The sequence below is a fragment of the Acinetobacter sp. YH16031 genome, from assembly GCF_013417335.1.
Taxonomy (GTDB): domain Bacteria; phylum Pseudomonadota; class Gammaproteobacteria; order Pseudomonadales; family Moraxellaceae; genus Acinetobacter.
The window spans coordinates 34,052-50,910 of record NZ_VPED01000023.1 but is presented as its reverse complement, the minus strand read 5'-3'; the positions used below and the strand labels follow the sequence as shown (position 1 = coordinate 50,910).

Annotated in this window: 15 protein-coding genes; 7 read left to right on the top strand and 8 right to left on the bottom strand. The window is 42.9% G+C overall.

Annotated elements, in window-relative coordinates; genetic code table 11:
* Nucleotides 1–483: 483 nt before the first annotated feature.
* A complete protein-coding gene (locus FTV31_RS10935) occupies nucleotides 484–750 on the bottom strand; it encodes a hypothetical protein (RefSeq protein WP_218948719.1) in 267 nt (88 codons plus the stop codon).
* 522 nt (nucleotides 751–1,272) lie between these two features.
* The gene (tyrS, locus tag FTV31_RS10930) at nucleotides 1,273–2,505 is read right to left on the bottom strand and encodes a tyrosine--tRNA ligase (RefSeq protein WP_161792066.1); all 1,233 of its coding nucleotides are present in this window, start codon (nucleotides 2,503–2,505) and stop codon (nucleotides 1,273–1,275) included.
* A gap of 63 nt (nucleotides 2,506–2,568) precedes the next feature.
* Here tyrS and FTV31_RS10925 point away from each other — a divergent pair, with 63 nt between their 5' ends.
* Nucleotides 2,569–3,696 (top strand): anhydro-N-acetylmuramic acid kinase, encoded by a 1,128-nt coding sequence (locus FTV31_RS10925; RefSeq protein ID WP_180014824.1) that lies wholly within the window; start codon nucleotides 2,569–2,571, stop codon nucleotides 3,694–3,696.
* Between the two features lie 102 nt (nucleotides 3,697–3,798).
* Here the strand turns inward: FTV31_RS10925 and FTV31_RS10920 are convergent, their stop codons facing one another.
* The 4 genes from FTV31_RS10920 to FTV31_RS10905 form a co-directional block, all read right to left on the bottom strand.
* Nucleotides 3,799–5,094 carry a lytic murein transglycosylase gene (locus FTV31_RS10920; RefSeq protein ID WP_218948717.1) on the bottom strand — a complete coding sequence of 432 codons (1,296 nt, stop codon included), beginning with the start codon at nucleotides 5,092–5,094 and terminating at the stop codon, nucleotides 3,799–3,801.
* A gap of 717 nt (nucleotides 5,095–5,811) precedes the next feature.
* Complete coding sequence (locus tag FTV31_RS10915; protein WP_180014822.1) at nucleotides 5,812–6,933, bottom strand: 5-(carboxyamino)imidazole ribonucleotide synthase; 1,122 nt, start codon at nucleotides 6,931–6,933, stop codon at nucleotides 5,812–5,814.
* A 28-nt stretch (nucleotides 6,934–6,961) separates the two neighbouring features.
* Nucleotides 6,962–7,474 (bottom strand): 5-(carboxyamino)imidazole ribonucleotide mutase, encoded by a 513-nt coding sequence (gene purE, locus FTV31_RS10910; protein ID WP_180014820.1) that lies wholly within the window; start codon nucleotides 7,472–7,474, stop codon nucleotides 6,962–6,964.
* Between the two features lie 197 nt (nucleotides 7,475–7,671).
* Nucleotides 7,672–8,013, bottom strand: a complete 342-nt coding sequence (locus tag FTV31_RS10905; protein WP_004780323.1) for a DMT family protein — start codon at nucleotides 8,011–8,013, stop codon at nucleotides 7,672–7,674.
* A gap of 241 nt (nucleotides 8,014–8,254) precedes the next feature.
* Here FTV31_RS10905 and mpl point away from each other — a divergent pair, with 241 nt between their 5' ends.
* Nucleotides 8,255–9,619, top strand: coding sequence for a UDP-N-acetylmuramate:L-alanyl-gamma-D-glutamyl-meso-diaminopimelate ligase (gene mpl / locus FTV31_RS10900; protein WP_180014819.1), 1,365 nt, complete (start codon nucleotides 8,255–8,257; stop codon nucleotides 9,617–9,619).
* Between the two features lie 348 nt (nucleotides 9,620–9,967).
* Nucleotides 9,968–11,050: a zinc-dependent alcohol dehydrogenase family protein gene (locus FTV31_RS10895; RefSeq protein ID WP_180014817.1), complete on the top strand. Its 1,083-nt coding sequence runs from the start codon at nucleotides 9,968–9,970 to the stop codon at nucleotides 11,048–11,050.
* A gap of 59 nt (nucleotides 11,051–11,109) precedes the next feature.
* Here FTV31_RS10895 and FTV31_RS10890 read toward each other — a convergent pair whose 3' ends face one another.
* Nucleotides 11,110–11,580 (bottom strand): BLUF domain-containing protein, encoded by a 471-nt coding sequence (locus FTV31_RS10890; protein WP_179993049.1) that lies wholly within the window; start codon nucleotides 11,578–11,580, stop codon nucleotides 11,110–11,112.
* Nucleotides 11,581–11,782: 202 nt separating this feature from the next.
* Between FTV31_RS10890 and FTV31_RS10885 the strand changes: the two genes are divergently transcribed.
* Nucleotides 11,783–12,136, top strand: coding sequence for a hypothetical protein (locus tag FTV31_RS10885; RefSeq protein WP_104426804.1), 354 nt, complete (start codon nucleotides 11,783–11,785; stop codon nucleotides 12,134–12,136).
* On the opposite strand, the gene FTV31_RS10880 is transcribed toward FTV31_RS10885, so the two are convergent.
* On the bottom strand, nucleotides 12,129–12,416 hold the full coding sequence (locus FTV31_RS10880; protein WP_004780333.1) for a GNAT family N-acetyltransferase: 288 nt from the start codon (nucleotides 12,414–12,416) through the stop codon (nucleotides 12,129–12,131). The two genes, FTV31_RS10885 and FTV31_RS10880, sit on opposite strands and share 8 nt — an antisense overlap.
* A 292-nt stretch (nucleotides 12,417–12,708) precedes the next feature.
* Between FTV31_RS10880 and FTV31_RS10875 the strand changes: the two genes are divergently transcribed.
* The 3 genes from FTV31_RS10875 (at nucleotide 12,709) to guaD (ending at nucleotide 16,718) form a co-directional block, all read left to right on the top strand.
* A complete protein-coding gene (locus FTV31_RS10875) occupies nucleotides 12,709–13,902 on the top strand; it encodes a sugar transporter (protein ID WP_180004440.1) in 1,194 nt (397 codons plus the stop codon).
* Nucleotides 13,903–14,233: 331 nt separating this feature from the next.
* On the top strand, nucleotides 14,234–15,199 hold the full coding sequence (locus FTV31_RS10870; RefSeq protein WP_004780335.1) for a TerC family protein: 966 nt from the start codon (nucleotides 14,234–14,236) through the stop codon (nucleotides 15,197–15,199).
* 199 nt (nucleotides 15,200–15,398) lie between these two features.
* Nucleotides 15,399–16,718 carry a guanine deaminase gene (gene guaD / locus FTV31_RS10865; protein WP_180014815.1) on the top strand — a complete coding sequence of 440 codons (1,320 nt, stop codon included), beginning with the start codon at nucleotides 15,399–15,401 and terminating at the stop codon, nucleotides 16,716–16,718.
* Nucleotides 16,719–16,859: the final 141 nt, after the last annotated feature.

Genomic DNA, 16,859 nt, shown 5'->3' with positions numbered 1-16,859 from the left:
CCGTCTATCTCGTCGGTATGGGTGCATTCTAGAGGATTTCAGAATCATTGCAACCCCCAATTCACTATATTTTTCACGTATGTATCTTTTTTCTACGAATTTCGTTAAAAAATCGCTTTTTTATCTAAATTTTGAGCATTTTTCTTCAATAAAAGCCGTATTTATTGCAATTCAATTTAAAACAGTAAAATTTATTAAGACCTGATAACTATCAAAAAACTGTGATTTTTAAATAAGACCGTACAATTTAAGGGCTGTATCCAGAATTTTCCGAAACTTTCTTATATCAGGTTACACATTTTGCTGTTTTCTATCCGACTTATATATATGGAGCTTTTTTTAAGATCAAAATCCTTGCTGAATACAGATTTTTTCTTAACACCCGCTTTTAAGAAGCAAAAATGAGGATATGATCTTTCTAGATTTCAGATCATCCAGAAAGCTTACTTAAGCGCAGAAGAATAAGTAGAAGATTAAAATCGGTTAAGCCACATTTGAGTATCTATCTTTTACCCAATGCTGCATCACTTCCTCAATCACTTCTTTCTTGCCACTATAGTCTTCAGCAGCAAACAATAATTTGGCCCGACGTGGCAGACGTTCTTTGACTAATGAAAAGAGTAAATAGTGGGAGGCAAGATCTAATTGCTGAAATAAGGTCTGTGCCTGATCAAAAGATTTTTGTTTCTGCTCAGAAGACTCATATTTGAAGAGGAAACGCAAAATGAAATCGATGTCTTCATCAAACATCTGTTCAGTCTGGTATTGATACACCTTATTTACCTTTCTTTTTATAGATGGATTGAGATTCAAAAATGATTCATTTATCTCACCATGGATTTAACCTGAATCCAAGCTGATTCATTCATCTTTGTTTTGAATTTATTGAAGATTGAACATATAGCCAGACAACACCAATAAAAAAGGAAGAGATCTCTCCCAAAATCTCTTCCTTAGAATTGAATCTTTACCCGATCCATTATGTCATTATTATAGTTATTCACATTATATTAACTTGTCTCTTTATTTAGAGACCTGATCAATTATGGAGTTGTCTGTTATTGATCATTACCCTCTAGATATGCTTTTCACGGAATCTCTAGACGAATAAATCTTATACACAAAAAACCAGAAATGCAAGCCAAATGGCAAAATTTAAATGTTGTTTTTATAAGGTTTTTTTTGAATTTCTATATTTATATAATTCATATACAACTTAAAAAATAAAAGCAGGCAGAAGCCTGCTTTTATTTCAATAACTTAGAACCAGGCTTAGTCGACGAAGGTCACTTTTGCAATTGCTTTTTTGCTAGCCTGGATAATTAAAGTTACGTTCTCTTTCACAGAAAAAGACGCATCAACCGGTTTCCAGTCCACTTTTACAGTGCCGCGACCTAAGGCATCTTTAGCTTGAGCAGCATTTTTGGTTAAGCCAGCTTCACGTAAAATTGAAGTAATGAAGATTTCACCACCAAATTCGCCACGTGAAATGGTCACTTCTGGCGTACCTTCAGGCAGCTCACCTTCAGTAATGATATTACCTGCACCTTTATGGGCGTGAGCAGCAGCTTCAGCACCGTGGAAACGTTCCACCAGTTCCAGCGCAAGGATGCGTTTCACTTCCTGCGGGTTACGGCCTTCTTCGATTTCTTTCAGCAAGCCTTGAATTTCTTCTATAGATTTGAAGCTGAGCAGATCGAAATAACGCTCAATCAATGAATCCGGCATAGACAGTACTTTCTGGTACATCGCGCCCGGTGCATCAAATACACCAATATAGTTGCCTAAAGATTTAGACATCTTGTTCACACCATCCAGACCTTCAAGAATTGGCACAGTAATGCACACCTGCGCTTCCTGGTTATAACGGCCTTGTAGAGTACGACCCATTAACAGGTTAAAGGTCTGGTCTGTACCCCCTAACTCCACGTCAGCTTCTAAAGCAATTGAGTCATAACCTTGAACCAGTGGATATAAGAATTCATGAATCGCAATCGGTTGCTGATTGTTATAACGCTTGGTGAAGTCATCACGCTCTAACATACGTGCAACTGTTTGTTGTGATGCCAATTGAATCAGGTCAGCTGCAGTTTTTTGTGCAAACCATTCCGAGTTAAACACGACTTTGGTTTTGTTTGGATCAAGAATTTTAAATACTTGTTCCTGATAGGTTTTTGCATTTTCCAACACCTGCTCACGTGACAATGGCGGGCGGGTTGCACTTTTACCAGTCGGGTCACCGATCATCGCAGTGTAGTCACCAATCAGGAAGTACACTTCATGACCCAGGTCCTGGAATACTTTTAATTTATTGATTAAAACTGTATGACCTAGGTGCAGGTCCGGTGCAGTTGGGTCAAAACCCGCTTTAATTTTTAAAGGACGATTCTGCTTTAATTTCTTCAGAAGGTCTTCTTCGGAAATAATTTCGTGGGTGCCTCGTTGAATGAGGGCAAGTTGTTCTTCAGCCGGCAGGAAATTTGACATCACAAAATCCAAATACATCAGTTATTCAATTTGTGCGATATACTAACACTTTTTCAGCACATTGCAGGCTTAAGAATAATCATGACAGCGATCTATATTGGGGTAATGACCGGCACAAGCATGGATGGTGTCGATATTGTTGCTGCTTCTTTTGATCCACTTCAGCTTCATGCCACCCTCACCTTGCCTTTTGATCCCGATCTTCGTGATGAACTGATGGCGTTAACTTTGCCAGATGACAATGAAATCGACCGCATGGGCAAAGCTGATGTCGCACTGGCACAAATGATTGGTCATGGCATCAATACGCTGATTAAAGAAAATAATTTAGATCGATCACAAATCAAGGCGATTGGCTCGCATGGCCAGACCATCCGCCATCGCCCCGAACATGGTTTTACCCTGCAAATTGGTGATCCAAATATTATTACGGAAATCACCCAGATTCCGGTCATTTCCGATTTCCGTCGTCGTGATCTGGCTGCTGGCGGCCAAGGCGCACCTTTGGTTCCTGCTTTCCATCAAGATATTTTCCAGCATGAGAGTATTCACCGTGTGATTCTGAATCTGGGCGGCATTGCCAATGTGAGTATCCTGCCGGCAGGTCAACCGGATCAGGTCTATGGCTTTGATACCGGCCCTGCCAATATTCTGATGGATGCCTGGTGTCAGCGTTATACCGGCCAGCCTTTTGATGAAAATGGTAACTGGGCAGCTTATGGCACGCCAATCCGTAGCCTATTGGACCGTTTACAGGAACATGAGTTCTTCTCAAAAGAGCCACCGAAAAGTACCGGCCGCGAAGACTTTAATCTGGAATGGCTGGATGAACAGATTGCTGACTGGCGCAATGATCTTCAATATGATGAACTTGAAGATACACCAGAGAATGTGCAAGCTACTTTAATGAAGCTCACGACCCGTGCGATTAAAAAAGCCATTTACCGTTCCGGTCTGGATACCGGTGAAGTTTATGTTTGTGGTGGTGGTGCCTATAATTCACATTTATTGGAACAGTTACGCTGGCGTTTGCGTAAACATCACTGGAGCGTACAAACTACAGCCGACCTTGGCTTAAATCCGACTTGGGTAGAAGGCACGGCTTTTGCCTGGCTGGCGATGCGTTTTATGAATCAACTCAGCGGCAATCTGCCGGCTGTGACAGGCGCATCAGGTTATCGTGTTCTGGGTACAATTACCTCTGTATAAGAGCAGCTTTAAGCTCACTATATATAGTTATAAAAAAGGTCTGCATATTTGCAGACCTTTTTTATAATGAAGAATCATATTTAGATCATGTCTAAATTCTTCCTAACGCATCATGAGTTTGGCATTTTCATTTCTAAATGCACGCAGGATTTGCTGTCCTGCGCGACCGGTCGGGCTTAAACCCAAACGGTTCTGTTCCTGACGAATCGCCTGACGGGTTTTATCTCCAATCAAACCATCCACCTCACCAATATCATAGCCACGGTTTAACAGGAATTGCTGGATCTCGCGACGTTCCGCACGTGACGTACCTGGATCATCGGTTGGCCAAGTTGCCCGAATGCTTCCCTTACCTTGTAAGCGGTCAGATAAATGTGCAATCGCTAAAGCATAACTTTCTGCTGCGTTATAGCTGTAAATAGCATCAAAGTTTTTAAAGACTAAAAATACCGGTCCATTTTCGCCTGCAGGTGCCAATAAGCCAGCCTGAGAAGATTCTGATAAATTGCCCTGTAATAGCGGAGTACCGTCAGCACGCACCACACCACGGTTCATCCAGCTACTCAGTGATTTTTTATTGCGTCGGCCTTCGCCTGCAACAGACATACCTTGTGGAATTTTTACTTCAAAGCCCCAAGGCTGGCCAGTCTGCCAGCCACGTTTTTTCAGGAAATTGGCTGTAGAAGCCAGTGCATCAGGAATACTGCCGACTAAATCACGACGACCATCCCCATCAAAATCAACCGCCAGCTCATCATAAGTCGATGGCATAAACTGGGTATGACCAAAAGCCCCCGCCCACGAACCTTTGAGCTGGCTTTCATAGACATCACCCCGTTGCAGCAATTTCATGGTGGTAAAGAACTCACCACGGAAATAACTTTGACGACGACCTTCACAACTCAAAGTACCCAAAGACTGTAATAAAGGATATTTCCCTGAAATATCTCCAAAATTACTTTCTACGCCCCATACGGCTACGATGGTTTCTGCCGGCACTCCATAGGCTGCGCTAATCCGGTTTAATACCTCACGATGTTGCTGCAGTTTCTGTCGACCCAGCTGCACACGCTCTTCATCCACCAGTCCGGACAGATAATCCCAGATTGGGGTCGAAAACTCAGGCTGATAATTCAGCTTTTCAATCACAGAATAATCGGGGGTTAAATTTTGCGTATAACGATCGTAGGTTGAACCACTTACGCCTTGTGCAATTGCCTGACTACGCAAATTGGCAAGACAATTCTGAAAATTATTTTGGGACGCATAATTGACCGGGCTGCTCGGCACAGAAGACATATCCGTTGATGTCACACGCTGACCATTAATAATCAGTTCTGCCTGTGCCTGTGTAGCAGCTAAAACCAAAGAACCAACAAAAAGTGCAAGCCGTTGCATAAGACCCTTAAATATTTAGATTTTGAATTATGTTTCTACCTTAGCAGTTCATGATGAAAATTAAAGCGCCAATGCGTAAATTTAAATTCATAATTCCTACACTTTTGAATTCATTTTGTAGCTTTTAAATTTAAAAACTTATCCACAAGCCTGTTTTAAATTCAAATCAGGCTCATTTTTTAAATTTAAATTCAAAACTCAGGAAATTACTTTTGAATTTAAAAAATGATTGTGGATAACTTGTCTTTAGATCAGGACTGCTCAATCAGCCAAAGGCTTCTGGTATATAGTATTTCTATTTTAAATTCATTTTTATTAGGAATAACTATTTTTAAATTCAGAACTTTGAATTCATTGATCAGCTTTTAAATTTGAATTCATATTTTTGAATTTAAATTTAAACAACAAAGTTTAAATTCAAAGTTCATTTTTAAATTTGAATTTATTTTTATGAATTTAAATTCAAATATTTTTCCAGTTTTAAATTCAAACTCAATGTTAAGTTTATCCACGAGTGAATAACCTAGAATTCAGCTCAAAATAGCAGCGAATTAAATTATTATATTTATACTAAATTGATCAGTTTATAAGCAATTGATTTTAAAAATGATCCGACCAATGGCAGGGGATTTTTAAAGAGGCGCAATCATGCCTGAATCTGGACAAATAAAAAAGCGATCACCGAAGTGATCGCTTTTTTTATCAGCAGCTTAAAGCTTAGATGGTCATATCTTCGCTCAATGCCAGTGGATTTGGCAAAATCTTGGCCAGTTGACGGCATAAAGTGGTCAACTGAGCACTGTCTGTTGGCATCAAAGTGATGTGGCCAATCTTGCGGCCTTCACGTTCTGTTTTGTTGTACAGATGCAGGTGGGCACCTTCTAAAGCCAAGACTTCTTCAGATTTAGGATGCTGACCGATAATGTTCACCATCACAGTTGGACGCACCACTTCAGTTGAACCCAGTGGCAGACCTGCGACCGCACGAATATGGTTTTCAAACTGCGAGCAGATCGCGCCTTCAATCGACCAGTGACCTGAGTTATGTACCCGTGGTGCCATTTCATTGGCATACAAGCCTTTGTCTGTCACAAACAGCTCAAGGGTCAATACACCCACATAATTCAAGTGATTGAGCAGGCGAGTGATGTAGTCTTGCGCGACTGGCTGCAGATCCGCACTATTGGGTGCCGGAACAATCGAATGCGACAGGATGCCGTTGTGGTGATGATTTTCAGCCAATGGCCAGGTTTTGACATCACCATTTTGACCACGTACCGCAATGATCGATACTTCACGCGAGAAAGTCACAAAACTTTCTGCGATCAGTTCACCAGCAGGGCCGAGTTCCGCCCAAGCCTGATCAATTTGATCGGCTGAACGTAAAACAAACTGACCTTTACCATCGTAGCCACCACGAGAGGTTTTCAACACGATCGGCAAGCCAAGCTCAGCCACAGCCGCCTGCAAGCTTTCGACTGAAGTCACCGCTTTATACGGTGCAACCGGAATTTCCAGTTCATCAAATAGGGCTTTTTCAGACAGACGATGCTGTGCAGTGGCTAATGCCTGACGTGGCGGATGTAGATCTTTGTTTTGCGTTAAAACGTCTACATCAGCCAGCGGTGTATTTTCAAACTCCAGGCTGAAGACATCTGCGCTATTGACAAAGTCCTGCAAGCCATTTACAGCTTTGGTTGAGAAAACCGGACCCAAAGCCGCAGAAGGGCAATCCGTATTAGCTTCAAAGAACGTACATTGAATATTTAGGGGTAGTGCGGCTTGTGCCATCATCCGGCCTAGCTGGCCGCCACCAAAAATACCGATGGTTTTATCCATTGTGTTTGATCCCGTATTAAGCTTGGACTTACATTTGACCTGGAATATTGTTACTTGCGACTTTCTCGGTTTGTGCCGCGCGGAAATCTGCGACATTTTTTGCAATCTCTGGACGGGTTAAACCTAAAATCTGTGCTGCCATAATGGCTGCATTGGTTGCACCGGCAGGACCAATGGCCAATGTTCCTACGGCGATACCCGCTGGCATTTGCACGATAGAAAGCAATGAATCGACACCATTTAAAATCGAAGATTTGACGGGTACACCCAATACTGGCAAATCAGTTTTGGCTGCACACATACCTGGTAAATGCGCTGCACCACCTGCACCGGCAATAATTACCTGAATACCACGATCACGCGCTTGCTCAGCATATTCAAACAGACGGTCCGGAGTACGGTGTGCGGAAACGACTTCGGCTTCAAATGGGACACCAAGCTGCTTGAGCATATTGGCAGTTTGTTCGAGAGTTGCCCAATCTGATTGAGAACCCATGATAATACCTACGAGAGGAGTATCTTGTGCAGCAGCCGCATTCATTGCAAATTTTCCAGAGATTAAAGTAAGAAAGATAAATCTCGACGAGAGAGCCAAGCTTGAATAGGAATGCATATTATAGACTGATTTTTCAGCTTCATAAAATTTAACGGTCAAAGCAAGGCTCGATTTTTCTTATTTTTTTAGCAGATTCTTAAAAACTGGAATAAAAATAGGGAAGTAGTGGCTAGTAGATGATTTCAAGAACTGCGGAATACAAAATAGACACAACCACAGAGACATAGCGCCGCCCATAAATAATCCAGTTTAAACGGCTGTTTGAACAGGAAAATCATAAAGGGAACAAAGACCAGTAGAGTGACGACTTCCTGGGTAATTTTCATTTGACCCACCGCCAGTCCCTGTTGGGCTAATAATTTGGTTGCTGGAATCATTAGGCTATATTCAAACAGGGCAATGGCCCAGCTAAATAAAATCGCCTGCCACAGCGGTGCATCATGCGGCAGGAATTTGAGATGTCCATACCAGGCCAGGGTCATAAAACAGTTGGCAATCACCAGAAGAAAGAGAGCCGGTAGCATCTGCATGCACTCTGCAAAAAGTTCGGGCTTATTTTACGATTTATTTTGCCAAAAGATATTCTGGAAGCTTGAAAATTTCCCTGAATTTGTCTGTGAAACAGGATTTAAAAAATCCCGCAAGAATGCTTGAACTTTGACTATCTTTTCGTTCAAAGCCTTGCTATCGTTGCTTGCAAATCGAATAAATCATGGCAACAGCACCAGTACAAAGTGATGTGTCAGGCAAAATGGAGTGAAGTAGATGCATCTGCATATTTTGGGTATTTGTGGCACCTTTATGGGTTCACTGGCATTACTGGCACGTGATCTGGGCCATAAGGTGACAGGATCGGATCAAAATGTTTATCCCCCGATGTCGACCCAGCTGGAAAATGCAGGCATTACTTTAATGCAGGGCTATGACCGTAGCCATTTACAGCCGCATCCGGATCTGATCATTGTCGGCAATGCCATGAAACGTGGTATTGATGCTGTAGAATATATGCTGAATGAAGGCCTGCCTTATATTTCAGGTCCACAGTTTCTGGCAGATCATGTCCTGCAAGGTAAACACGTTTTAGGTGTAGCTGGTACGCATGGTAAAACCACAACTACCACCATGCTGGCATGGGTACTGGATCAGGCCGGTTTAGAACCTGGCTTCCTGATTGGCGGTGTACCGCTTGGCTTTTCTGAAAGTGCGCGTTTAGGTGGCGGGAAATACTTCTGTGTCGAAGCCGATGAATATGATTCTGCCTTTTTCGACAAGCGTTCCAAGTTCGTGCATTACCATCCTAAAACGGCGATTCTGAACAATCTGGAATTTGACCATGCCGATATCTTTGATGATCTGGCAGCGATCCAGAAACAGTTCCACCATTTAGTGCGTACCATTCCAAGTGAAGGCCGCATTATTACGCCAATTACTGAAACGAATATTGATGAAGTGCTAGAGCAGGGCTGCTGGACGCCTGTAGTGCGCACCAGTCTAGATGCCAACGAGAAATCTGAACTTTATGCAGAACAATTGTCAGCAGATGGTTCACATTTCAAAGTCCTGCAACAGGGCGTAGTCAAAGGCGAAGTACAGTGGAATATGACCGGGCAGCATTCGGTGGCGAATGCCTTGGCCACCATTGCCGCTGCTGAACATGTCGGCGTATCGATTGAAACCGCCTGTGAAGCGCTGTCCAATTTTGGTGGTGTGAAACGCCGTATGGAACTGTTAGGCACAGTCCGTGGTATCGAGGTTTATGATGATTTCGCGCACCATCCGACGGCGATTGATACGACCTTAGAAGGCGCGCGTAAACGTCTGGGTGAACGCAAACTCTGGGCGATTATTGAACCACGTTCCAATACCATGCGCATGGGCAGTCATAAAGATGGTTTGGCACATTCCGCGCGTCTAGCGGATGAAGTGATCTGGTATCAACCTGAAGGTCTGGACTGGGATCTGCAACCGGTAATTGACGCTGCACCAAATAAAGCTGTAGTCGCACGTACTCTGGATGAGATTATCCAGACCGTAGTGGCTGAAGCAGGTGAGGGCGATGCTGTGGTGATCATGTCCAATGGCGGTTTTGGCGGGCTACATCAGAAACTGATTGGCGCTTTAAAAGCTTAAAAATTTATATAAAAAAGCCCGTAATAGCGGGCTTTTTTATTTTAAAAATTAAATTCGTTTTCTATCTTTTCTTAAGAAAATTGAACTTCATTCAAGTTCGAATCAACTTTCTTATTTCACTATTAAAACAGCTAAAATTTATCTTTCTTCTTTTCATTATCTTTTGTTGCAATCTGAACATAAGACTCATTGCAGTCTTTGAGTGCTCTAGGCACAATCAATAAGAACAACAGCATTTCCATTCTCTTTCATTCTCCACCCTCCTGATTATTTTCCAAGGTACAAAGTCAGCAAAAAAAATAGCTTTATCTCTCTTGTTCAGACCCTCATTTCCTTAGGAGATCTGTCATGATAACAATGAAAGCCATGGTTTATTACGGCGCCAATGATATCCGCTTTGAAGAACGCCCCATTCCCCAAATTCTGCAACCTACTGATGCCATTATCAAACTTAGCAAAGTCACCATTTGTGGTACTGACCTCGGGATATGGAAAGGTAAAAACCCCGAAATTGAGGAGGTTGCAAAAGAAAAAACCGGCAGCTTTAATGGCCGGATTCTCGGTCATGAAGGTATTGGTATTGTGGAAGAAGTCGGTTCCGCAGTTCAAAACTTTAAAAAGGGCGATCGGGTGATTATTTCCTGTGTCAGCCGCTGCGGCACCTGTGAAAACTGCCAGAAACAGCTGTATGCCCATTGTAGAAACGAGGGTGGCTGGATCATGGGTTATATGATTGACGGCACTCATGCCGAATATGTCCGAACCCCATTTGCCGATACTTCTCTCTATCATTTACCAGAAGGTTTGAATGAAGATGTTGCGGTCTTTCTTTCCGATATTTTGCCGACCTCCCATGAAATTGGTGTGCAATATGGTCAGGTCAAACCGGGGGACAATGTGGCGATTGTCGGTGCCGGCCCGATTGGCATGAGTGCCTTGCTCACTGCCCAGTTTTATTCTCCAGCCAATATCATCATGGTCGATGTAGATGACAACCGGCTAGAATTTGCCAAAACGGTTGGGGCCACCCATACCGTGAATTCAGCCAATGAGGATGCTATTCAACGTGTACTGGAACTCACTGATGGGCAAGGGGTGGACTGTGCCATTGAAGCAGTGGGCCTGGAAGCCACCTGGAATATCTGCCAGCACATCGTCAAGGAGGGCGGACATCTGGCCAATGTCGGTGTACATGGTAAATCCGTCAATTTTGAACTGAATAAACTCTGGATCAAGAACCTGACCATAACCACAGGCCTAGTCAATACCAATACCACTGGTATGCTGCTCAAGACCTGCTGCTCCGGCAAACTGCCACTGGAAAAACTGGCCACCCATCACTTTAAGTTTGCTGAATTTGAAAAGGCCTATGATGTGTTTAAACATGCTTCTGACGAAAAGGCTTTAAAGGTCATGATTGAAATGACTTAAATCATTATCGACAACAAAAAAAAGTCCGCATAGCGGACTTTTTTATTTTTTAGCGTCAATTAAAAATAGGGAATATAACCACGCTGTTTATAACCTTGAGGAGAAGCAAGATTGGCCTGATTTTCATCCAGACGATAGAGCAGCTCCAGGAATCCACTCAACTGTTCCTGTTGCAATGCATGAGGTTCAAACTGACCTAAACCTAAACGTGAAAATAAAGAAGAAATTTCACTATGTTTATGCACATATTTCATCGACCACTCCGAGAAATGTGGACGTTCTACCGTTGCATCCTGAAAGCGAAGCACCTGATGATGGCGTGGATCACGGCAAATACTCTGAAACAGATTTTCTACCGCCTCTGCTTCACCTTCCAGACATTGAAAAAACTTGCCGTGGGAATAATATAAAACCCCGTTAATTTGGTGAGCTTTATTAAATTTTCTCGCTACAGATAATATATCGCTAAGATCCTGTAATAACTCTTGTTCAGATTCTATCCGCTCACTGGCGTAGCAAAGCTGTAGCATAAGGTCATCTCACTGAAGAAAGAATTAAAAGCATAATTTAATCAATTATTTTAATTTAAGTCGATCATTTTTTAATCAAATATCCGTTTTTGCTTACATTGTTTTAGGTTTGCTTTTCCAAAGAAAACTTCTAACAATTACCTCCTGAGAGGAAATCAATGATTTCAGATATATAGCGATAATGATGAAGGAGTGAAACCTGATGTTAAAAGATCTGATTTTCACTGTAGCGTTGTTGTGTATATGTTTTATGCTTTTGATTATGCTGAATGAGATGGCCTTGACGACCGAGACCAACATTTTGCTCAGTTCAGTTTTTGTAGGCTGGACGCTTTTACAGTTTGTTCGCCGTCGTATGTTTTTTTATATCAGTGTAAGCCTGATGATAGGAATACTTACGCTGTTAGGCAAATATGAAGAAGTGTTATGGAACAGCATAGGCCTGATGGCAGGTTATGGCGTATATAACCTGCTGCAGCGTATTTCTGTACCTGCACTTAAAGGCAAATTACAACATATCTCTATCTTGGATAAGTTTAATTCAATTGCTAAATAGCAGCTGCCACATCCTGTAGGCTGCGATCACGTTTAAACATGACATCTACATAGGAACATTGGGGAATAATTTTTAAGCTATTCTTGCGGGCAAAGTCGACCAGCACATCCAGCATTTTGCGTGCTACGCCTTGACCGCGTAAGGAATTATCTACCCAGGTATGATCAGCCACGATGGTCGATGCTTCTTGCCACTGATATGTAATTTCAGCAAGACGTCGACCATCTTCCTCCATAAAAAATACACCGCCGCGTTTTGAATCTTGATGTTGAATGTCCATACTGAAGGCTGATCCCTTAATAAAATTATTGGTTTATTTAATTTAAAACATCTTCTTAAAGAAATAATATGAATTATTGTTAAGTTTTTAATATTGGATGAAATTTTTTATTTTCTTTCATCATTTCCTGTGAATTTTTTCAAATATTGATAATTTTTTATTTCTCTATTTTGCCTGATTGAGGGTGATGCAGTTTTAGTCATCGCATGTCACCCCAAAAATTTAATTTTAACTACTCCCTAATTGAGAAAGACAGGATTAGAATGCAGCATCTTTTTGCATGCAACTTCGTATGTCTGACTCATCTTCCGCTTCTTCCGTCACCAAGCAATGGATTGGTGTCATCGCTTTAGCCTGCGCGGCTTTTATTTTTAACACTACTGAATTTATTCCTGTGGCCTTACTGAGTGGAATCGGGCAAAGCTTTGCCATGTCCGCCACTCAAGCAGGCATCATGCTGACCATTTATGCCTGGATCGTGGCCCTACTATCTCTTCCGATCATGCTGCTCACTAAAGCCATAGAACGGCGTTTTCTACTGATGCTGGTCTTTGCGGTCTTTATTTTAAGTCATGTGCTGTCCTATTTTGCCTGGAGTTTTAGCACGCTGGTGATCAGCCGGATAGGGATTGCCATCGCACATGCCTTGTTCTGGTCGATTACCGCTTCACTCGCGGTTCGGGTCGCACCGAAAGGTAAAGAGTTTCAGGCACTTGGTTTATTAGCCACAGGAACGGCGATGGCGATGGTGCTCGGTATTCCATTTGGCCGGATGATTGGTGAGGCGTATGGCTGGCGTAATAGTTTTGCCCTGATTGCGTGTCTCGCATTGATCATTTGCCTGATTCTGGCCAAAACCTTGCCATTGCTTCCAAGTGTCAATTCAGGCTCCCTCAGCAGCTTAAAAAGCCTGATCAAACGTCCAAGCCTGATGCTAGTCTTTACCCTCACCATTCTGGTGATTACGGCGCAGTTTACCGCTTATAGCTATATTGAACCATTCTCCCTGAATATCGCCCGCTTTGATTCAGCCCAGACCACAACTTTACTTCTGGTTTATGGCGGAGCAGGATTCCTGGGTTCTTATCTGTTTGGCCGCTTTGCCGCACAGTTTCCGAAAATGACTATTCCTGCTTTTACTTTTGGACTGGTTATTTCCATGCTGCTGTTATTGCCCTTGTCGAGCACAGTCACAGGCCTCTCTGGCTTATCTCTGCTGTGGGGTTTGAGCATCATTGGTTTCAGCTTGGCTCTACAATCCAAAACCCTGAACCTAGCTGCAGATGCCACAGATGTTGCCATGGCCATTTATTCAGGCCTGTATAACGTCGGGATTGGCGGAGGAGCTTTGCTTGGCAGTATAGTCACACTTCAGATTGGGCTATCGAGCATTGGCTGGGCCGGAGCAGGGCTGGCGATTCTTGGATTTCTGCTTAGTCTTTATTTGGTTCAGCGTTTGGACTTCCTGCCCAAAGCTGCTGATTAAACGCTGCTTTTTGTAAAATAATTTGTGATTATGCATAAAATCTGTCATGCTCATTTGATATTGAGCAATTGCTCAAACAGAATTGAGTTTGAACAAGGGGAGTAGCCTCCTCCAAACGTTTAAGAATGAAATTTCAGTTTTTGAACGTGTCAGAATATCGTCATTACACTTTGCAAAAAGTCGGTATCTGAGCATCTTTAGGTCACACTTGATATAAAAAAGTGAAACACTAAGATGTAGGCAAGACCTTGATCATGTTGTTATAGATGTTTTTCATCTGGCAGCTGGTCAAGGTTTTTTTATGGCCAGTCGTCCGATGTGGAGAATTCACATGGAAACAATTGGTACGCTCTGGCTGTATCTTGTCTTTTTCGCAATTGTCGCCGTCATGCTGGTGATCGATTTTGTCGGCTTTAAACATCAGCATGGTCAGGAAGTAAAAGTCCGTACCGCTGCCTACTGGAGTATCGCCTGGGTCAGTGTCGCGACTTTATTTGGTGGTGGATTATGGCTGTATCTGGAGCAGACTGCAGGTGCGGCAATTGCCAATACCAAGGTCATGGAATACTTTGCCGGTTATCTGCTGGAAAAATCCTTGGCAATTGATAATGTCTTTGTCTGGCTGATGATCTTTGCCGCCTTTGCCATTCCACCAGCGCTACAACGTAAATTGCTGTTATATGGTGTACTGGGTGCAATTGTGCTCAGAACAATCTTTATTTTTATTGGTGCCTGGTTTGTACAGGAATTCTCCTGGATTCTGTATCTCTTCGGTGCGTTCCTGGTGTATACCGGCTTCAAATTCCTGCGTGGTCAGCATGAAGAAGACAGCAATATTGAAGATATGGCCATTCTGAAATGGCTACGTAAACATATGCGTATCACCCCGCAACTTCAGGGCGATAAATTCTTTGTCCGTCAAAATGGTTTGCTTTGGGCAACGCCGTTATTCTTAGTGCTGATTCTGGTCGAAGCCTCTGATGTGATTTTTGCGGTAGACTCTATCCCGGCTATTTTTGCTGTCACCACCGACCCCTTCATTGTGCTTACTGCGAACCTGATGGCAATTTTAGGCCTGCGTGCAATGTTCTTCCTGCTCTCAGGTGCAGCCTCAAAAATGCATTATCTGCCTTATGGCCTAGGTTTGATTCTGGTCTTTATCGGCTTTAAGATGCTGATGCTGGATGTATTCCATATGCCGATCTGGATTTCACTGAGCTTTATTGTGATTGTCTTGACGGTGACTGCGATTTTGTCGATTCGTCATAGCAAGAAACATAACGAAACTACGCTGTAAAGCTAATCATAAAAAAAGCCTGCTGATGCAGGCTTTTTTATTTGTCTATAAGCTCAGCTGCATACGCACGCTCTGTTGAAATTATTCGTGATTGTCTGATCTCATAAAAAATACGCATGGTTAAATATGAATGTTCATATAAACATGCTAATTTTTTCAGCTACAATCAATCGAAAAAATTACAAAGTGCAGGTTTTCAATGTCTTCTTACATTGCGACGACAGCTATCCGTGGTCGTTTCCTCGATATCCAGAATACAGTTGCCCAAGCACGTGAAATTCACGACCAAGTGCGTTATATAGAAGATGGTTTACTCATCATAAAAAATGGAATAATCCAATGGTTTGGCTCATGGCAGGAAGGTCAGCAGCAGCTCCCTGAAGGTCTGGATATTACTTATTATCCTGAACAGCTCATCATTCCGGGTATGATCGATACCCATATCCATTTCCCGCAAACTGAAATGGTCGGTGCTTATGGGGAACAGCTACTAGAATGGTTAAATACTTATACCTTCCCGACTGAGATCCAGTTTCAGGATCCGGCGTATAGCCAGAAAATTGCACAGTTCTTTATTCAGGAATTGCTGAAAAATGGTACAACCACAGCTTTGGTGTTCTGTACCGTTCATCCAGCCTCGGTAGAAGCACTGTTCGAAGCGGCTACAGCACAGAATATGCGTCTGATTGCCGGTAAAGTGCTAATGGACCGCCATGCACCTGAAGCCCTGACGGATACTGCAGAATCTGCCTATAGCGACTCTAAAGCCCTGATTGAGAAATGGCATGGTAAAGGACGTAATCTTTATGCGATTACGCCACGTTTTGCTCCAACCTCAACCCCCGAACAGCTGGAAAAAGCAGGGCAGTTAAAAGCCGAATATCCAGATATCTATGTCCATACGCATCTCAGTGAAAATAAAAACGAGATTGCCTGGGTAAAAGAACTCTTTCCGGAACGTGAAGGCTATCTGGATGTCTATCATCATTATGGGCTAACCGGTGCTAAATCCGTATTTGCCCATTGTGTGCATCTGGAGGAAGGGGAGTGGGAGTGTATGCATCAAACCGACTCTGCAATTGCCTTCTGCCCAACCTCAAACCTTTTCCTGGGTAGCGGTTTGTTTCCGCTGAAGAAAGCCTGGGATAAAGGCGTGAAAGTCGGCTTGGGTACCGATATCGGGGCAGGAACCTCCTTTAACCAGCTCCAAACCCTAAATGAGGCTTATAAAGTGCAACAGCTGCAAGGAGAAAAACTTTCGGCTTTTGAGTCGCTATATCATGCGACCCTAGGTGGTGCGAAAGCCTTAAGTCTGGATGACCGCTTGGGGAATTTCAATGTGGGCAAAGAAGCAGACTTTGTGGTGCTGGATCTTAATGCCACCGCTTTACAACAACTACGCCAGAGCAGGGCCAAAAATATTGAAGATACCTTTTTTGCACTGACCATGCTGGGGGATGACCGTAATATTGCAGCAACCTATGTCTATGGACAGGCTGTCTATGTCAAAGCCCAATAAATCGCGTCAGCGCAGGATCATTTTGGCTGCAATCGTCGCTGTCTGTGCCTTTGCGCTGAAGAGAGATTCACAGCAGCCCAAAAATTGATTACATTTACAGCAAGTAAAACAGGTGCATCTCAAGCAAGGATGTATTAAAAT

Excerpts from the sequence above, each read along its gene's own strand:
- FTV31_RS10895 (WP_180014817.1), top strand. The coding sequence starts at position 9,968 with ATGATAACAATGAAAGCCATGGTTTATTACGGCGCCAATGATATCCGC.
- FTV31_RS10915 (WP_180014822.1), bottom strand. The coding sequence starts at position 6,933 with ATGGATAAAACCATCGGTATTTTTGGTGGCGGCCAGCTAGGCCGGATG.
- FTV31_RS10925 (WP_180014824.1), top strand. The coding sequence starts at position 2,569 with ATGACAGCGATCTATATTGGGGTAATGACCGGCACAAGCATGGATGGT.
- FTV31_RS10870 (WP_004780335.1), top strand. The coding sequence starts at position 14,234 with ATGGAAACAATTGGTACGCTCTGGCTGTATCTTGTCTTTTTCGCAATT.
- FTV31_RS10880 (WP_004780333.1), bottom strand. The coding sequence starts at position 12,416 with ATGGACATTCAACATCAAGATTCAAAACGCGGCGGTGTATTTTTTATG.
- FTV31_RS10890 (WP_179993049.1), bottom strand. The coding sequence starts at position 11,580 with ATGCTACAGCTTTGCTACGCCAGTGAGCGGATAGAATCTGAACAAGAG.
- FTV31_RS10935 (WP_218948719.1), bottom strand. The coding sequence starts at position 750 with ATGTTTGATGAAGACATCGATTTCATTTTGCGTTTCCTCTTCAAATAT.
- FTV31_RS10885 (WP_104426804.1), top strand. The coding sequence starts at position 11,783 with ATGTTAAAAGATCTGATTTTCACTGTAGCGTTGTTGTGTATATGTTTT.
- FTV31_RS10920 (WP_218948717.1), bottom strand. The coding sequence starts at position 5,094 with ATGCAACGGCTTGCACTTTTTGTTGGTTCTTTGGTTTTAGCTGCTACA.
- mpl (WP_180014819.1), top strand. The coding sequence starts at position 8,255 with ATGCATCTGCATATTTTGGGTATTTGTGGCACCTTTATGGGTTCACTG.
- tyrS (WP_161792066.1), bottom strand. The coding sequence starts at position 2,505 with ATGTATTTGGATTTTGTGATGTCAAATTTCCTGCCGGCTGAAGAACAA.
- FTV31_RS10905 (WP_004780323.1), bottom strand. The coding sequence starts at position 8,013 with ATGCTACCGGCTCTCTTTCTTCTGGTGATTGCCAACTGTTTTATGACC.
- purE (WP_180014820.1), bottom strand. The coding sequence starts at position 7,474 with ATGAATGCGGCTGCTGCACAAGATACTCCTCTCGTAGGTATTATCATG.
- guaD (WP_180014815.1), top strand. The coding sequence starts at position 15,399 with ATGTCTTCTTACATTGCGACGACAGCTATCCGTGGTCGTTTCCTCGAT.
- FTV31_RS10875 (WP_180004440.1), top strand. The coding sequence starts at position 12,709 with ATGTCTGACTCATCTTCCGCTTCTTCCGTCACCAAGCAATGGATTGGT.